Origin of the sequence: Burkholderia sp. BCC1638, assembly GCF_902833195.1 — a bacterium.
GTDB classification, from domain to species: Bacteria; Pseudomonadota; Gammaproteobacteria; order Burkholderiales; family Burkholderiaceae; genus Burkholderia; species Burkholderia diffusa.
Window position 1 is genome coordinate 1 of record NZ_CADFEC010000064.1, and the last position, 4,875, is coordinate 4,875.

2 protein-coding genes and 2 rRNA genes are annotated in these 4,875 nt (G+C 61.9%); all 4 read right to left on the reverse strand.

The features are described from left to right. Positions 1–243 precede the first annotated feature (243 nt). Positions 244–1,917 carry a long-chain fatty acid--CoA ligase gene (locus HWX22_RS31090; protein ID WP_175916980.1) on the reverse strand — a complete coding sequence of 558 codons (1,674 nt, stop codon included), beginning with the start codon at positions 1,915–1,917 and terminating at the stop codon, positions 244–246. 136 nt (positions 1,918–2,053) lie between these two features. Then, a complete protein-coding gene (locus HWX22_RS31095; protein ID WP_175911059.1) occupies positions 2,054–4,129 on the reverse strand; it encodes a molybdopterin oxidoreductase family protein in 2,076 nt (691 codons plus the stop codon). Positions 4,130–4,518: 389 nt separating this feature from the next. Next, positions 4,519–4,631, reverse strand: a 5S ribosomal RNA gene (gene rrf / locus HWX22_RS31100). A gap of 131 nt (positions 4,632–4,762) precedes the next feature. Next, positions 4,763–4,875: ribosomal RNA gene (locus HWX22_RS31105) — 23S ribosomal RNA — on the reverse strand; the annotation flags it as partial.

The following is a 4,875-nucleotide window of genomic DNA, read 5'->3' on the forward strand; positions in this document are numbered from 1 at the left end:
GCGCCACAACCAAGCGCTCATCGCGCTCGCACGGCGACGCTGTGACGTCCTGTTCGCCATGCTGCGCGACGGCACCATTTACCAACCCAAGTCAGCCCCTACCGCTTGACGAAACACATAGGGGCACCCCCCGGTAGAACGCGCGCCGTTCCTGCGACCGTCGAACCACGATGCGGCATCCTCAATGCCCGCCACGAATAAAAAAGCCCGGCACTGGCCGGGCTGGTTGATTCGACTTCGGTGTTACGCGCGTCCGTCGCGCAGTTCGCGCCGCAGGATCTTGCCGACATTCGTCTTCGGCAGCTCCGTGCGGAACTCGACGAGTTTCGGCCGCTTGTAGCCGGTTAGCCGCTCCTTGCAGTACGCGAGGATGTCCTTGTCGGTAAGCGCCGGATCCTTCTTCACGACGAACAGCTTCACGGCTTCGCCCGAGTGCTCGTCCGGCACGCCGACCGCCGCCACCTCGAACACGCCCGGGTGCGACGCCACCACGTCCTCGACCTCGTTCGGATACACGTTGAAACCGGATACCAGGATCATGTCCTTCTTCCGGTCGACGATCTTCACGTAACCGCGCGCGTCCATCACGCCGACGTCGCCGGTCTTGAAGAAACCGTCCGGGAACATGACCTTCGCGGTTTCGTCCGGACGGTTCCAGTAGCCGGCCATGACCTGCGGCCCGCGGATACAGATCTCGCCCGGCTCGCCGAGCGCGACGTCGTTGCCGGCGTCATCGCGGATGGCGACTTCCGTCGACGGCAGCGGCAGGCCGATCGTCCCGCTGTATTCGGTCGCGGTCACCGGGTTGCAGGTCGCGACCGGCGAAGTCTCCGACAGGCCGTAGCCCTCGACGATCGCCGTATGGGTCTTCTCATACCAGCGCTTCGCGACACCTTCCTGGATCGCCATGCCGCCACCATTGGCGATCACGAGCTTCGACAGGTCGAGCTGATTGAATTCGGGATGGTTCAGCAGTGCGTTGTACAGCGTGTTGACGGCCGGAATCGTCGAGATCTGGCACCCCTTCAACTCCTTGATCATGCCGCCGATGTCGCGCGGATTCGGGATCAGGACGCCCATGCCGCCCGTGCGCATCGTCAGGAAGCCGCAGACCGTCAGCGCGAACACGTGATAGAGCGGCAGCGCGACAACCGTCACGAACTGTTTCACCTCGGGGTACTTCTCGTGCGCGGGATGATGCCATGCGCCCGCCTGCAGCACGTTCGACACGATGTTCCGGTGCAGCAGCGTCGCGCCCTTCGCGACACCCGTCGTACCGCCCGTGTACTGGAGGAACGCGACGTCGTCGGGCCCGAGCTTCTCTGCCTTGAAGGTCTGCCGCGCACCTTCCGACAGCGCGGCCTTGAAGCGCGTGAACGACGGAAGCTGCCAGGCCGGCACCATCTTCTTCACGTTGCGCACGACGTAATTGACGAGCCAGCCCTTGATGCCCAGCAGATCGCCCATCGACGCGACCACGACATGCTTGACCGCGGTATTGGCGATGACGGCCTGCAGCGTGGACGCGAAATTCTCGAGAATGACGATCGCCTCCGCTCCGCTGTCCTTCAGCTGATGTTCGAGCTCGCGCGGCGTATATAGCGGGTTGACGTTGACGACGGTGAAACCCGCGCGGAGCACCGCGACGATCGCCACCGGGTACTGCAGCACGTTCGGCATCATGAGCGCGACGCGCGCACCGCGCTTCAGGCCGCGCGACTGCAACCACGCGCCGAACTGGCGCGACAGCGCATCGAGTTCGCCGTACGTGATGCTCTTGCCCATGCAGACGAACGCCTTGCGGTCACGATACTGCTTGAAGCTTTCGTCGAGGAGATCCGGGATGGAAGGATACGGGGACGCGTCAATTTCGGCTGGAACGCCGGGTGGGTACGATTTCAGCCAAATTTTGTTCATACTGCGCGTCTCCTCACATATTTTCGAATGGTCGTGCTAAAACGCATCGTAGCGGCTCGTCCATGCTGAGACAACAGGGTTAGATGCCCACTTCGAACTTTCGGATGCATTCATCTGATGATATCAAGAAGTTCGGTCAAATCCGCTCAACTTCCACCAGACAATCGTAAAACGTCGCCGAGTTTCCGAGATCGGTCAGCGCCTGGCTCGTCACCTCGTTCGCGTTCCGTCCATCCGCCGACAATTTCTTCCACCAGATCGACAGTCCGACGACGAGCCCCGCGCGCGCACGATCGGTCACTCTCGCGACCGCCTGCATCGATCCGCGGTCGTTGAAGATGCGCACGATGTCGCCCTCCCCGATGCCGCGCGCGTCGGCGTCGGCCGGGTGTATATCGAGGTGCGGCTGGCCTTCCGTACTGCGCAGGCTGTCCACGTTCACGAACGTGCTGTTCAGGAAGTGGCGGGCCGGCGGGGAAATCATCGCCAGTGGATAGCGAGCGGCGAGTTCAGGCGCGGCCTCCGCCGATTCGAACGGCGGCAGATAATCAGGCACCGGGTCCATGCCCATCTGCTCGAGCCGCGCACTGTAGAACTCGCATTTGCCGGACGGTGTGCGAAAGCCGCCATTCGCGAAAGGCGCGTCCGCGACCTTGAGCTTCAGCCAGCCGGCACGCTTCAACGTCTCCCAATCGCTGTCGAGTGCCGGATCGTCCCAACGGAGCGCCGTCTGCGCAACCTCTTCGTCGCTGTGATAAAGCGCGGGCTCGTCGAGCCCCATGCTGAGTGCGATGCCCCGAAAGATTTCCGTGTTCGGCCGTGCGTCGCCAACTGGCGGAATTGCCGGTAGATTCGCCATCACATAGGTGTGGCCGTACGACTTGTGGACGTCGAGATGCTCGAGTTGCGTCGTGGCAGGCAACACAATGTCGGCGAAATCGACCGTATCTGTCTTGAAGTGCTCCAGAACGACCGTGAACAGATCTTCGCGCGCGAACCCGGCGGCAACTTTCGACGAGTCGGGCGCGACCGCGACGGGATTCGAGTTGTAGACGATCACCGCTTCGACCTTCGGCCCGAAGGTGGCGTCGCCCGGATGCAGCAGCGCATCGCCGATTGCATTCATGTTGATGATGCGCGGCAGTTTGTGAGGCCAGCCGGGCATCAGATCCGGACGCAGCAGCCCCGCCTGATTAACCGGTGCGGATTCCGACGACGACAGCAGAAGCCCGCCGGCCCGGTCCCGCCACGCGCCTGTCAGCGCGGGCAGGCTCGCAATCGCGCGCACGGCATTGCCGCCGCCGCGCACGCGCTGCATGCCGTAATTGAGGCGAATCGACGCCTTGCGGGTCGCGCCGTAACGACGTGCGAGTTCGATCAGTTCCGACGCTTCGATGCCGCAGATTTGCGCGACACGCTCCGGCGGATAGGACAGGGCTCGCGCCTTGAGCGCGTCGAAGCCGAGCGTATGACGCGCGATGTAGTCGTGATCGAGCAGATCTTCGGTAATCAGCACATGCATCATGCCGAGCGCGAACGCGCCGTCGGTGCCCGGTTTCAACGCGATGTGCTGATGGCATTTCTCGGCCGTCAGTGAGCGGTAGGGATCGATCGCGACCAGACGGGCGCCTCGACGCTTGGCTTCCTGCGCTCGGGTCCAGAAATGCAGACTGGATGCGATCGGGTTGGCGCCCCAGATCAGAATCAGTTCGCTTTCCTCGAAATGCTCGAGATGCATGCCGACGCTTCCACCATACGTGTAGCGCAGCCCCGCTGCACCGGCTGCGGCGCAGATGGTCCGCTCAAGCCGGGACGCACCGAGCTTATGGAAGAACCGCTGCGCAATGCCTTCGCCCTGCACGAGTCCCATCGTTCCCGCGTAGCTGTACGGCACGATCGCCTCCGGCGCGCGCGCGGCGATTTCCCCGAGACGACGACCGATCTCGTCAAGTGCTTCGCTCCAACTGATCGGCACGAAGCGCCCTTCCCCCTTCGCGCCGATGCGCTTGAGGGGAACGGTGAGCCGGTCGGGGTGATGAACGCGGTCGGCATATCGGCTGACTTTCGTACACAGCACACCCTGCGTGGGCGGATGGTCGGGATCGCCCGTCACCTTGATGGCCCGGCCGTTTTCGACGGTCACGCGCATTGCGCACGTGTCCGGACAATCGTGAGGGCAAACGGCCCGAGCTATCTGAGTGGCGGCGTTCATCGTTCTGGATGCGACTGGGGTGGAGATTCGCAAATTTTACGTGGATGGGCCGAATAAGGCCTCATTTCGCGCGAATTTCCTGCCTATGCAGTGAGAAAATAGAGATGGCGGATGAAAAATATCAACGCTGAACCGACTCCGAATCGCCGATGCGACGATACGGACGCGGAGCGGGTGTTAGAAGTGCCTTGCCGAACCGGCAAGAGTCGTCTCCCTGGCTGGAGATTGCAACGAATCGGCGGTTGATTGGTCCGGGATGATGGAAAGCGGTGGATTCCGGCGACGCGCTTGGGCAGCAAACGGAGAGGTTCGATTGCCTGCACTCGCATTTCCGTCGCGCCAATGCAAAAACCCCCGCCTTGTCGGGCGGGGGTTCTTGGCTTGAGGGAGCCTGACGATTACCTACTTTCACACGGGAATCCGCACTATCATCGGCGTAGAGTCGTTTCACGGTCCTGTTCGGGATGGGAAGGGGTGGGACCGACTCGCTATGGTCATCAGGCAAAGGGGGTTGTCCTGCTGGCGTGGCCAACAGAACCAATCTGGGAAGAAGCAGTAATTTTGAGTTGTGTGTATCGCACACGAGATCAACCAGTCCGACGCGCTGTAATCAGCGCGAGACAGACTTGTTATAGGATCAAGCCTTACGGGCAATTAGTATCAGTTAGCTGAACGCATTACTGCGCTTACACACCTGACCTATCAACGTCCTGGTCTCGAACGACCCTTCAAGGGGATCTAGTCCC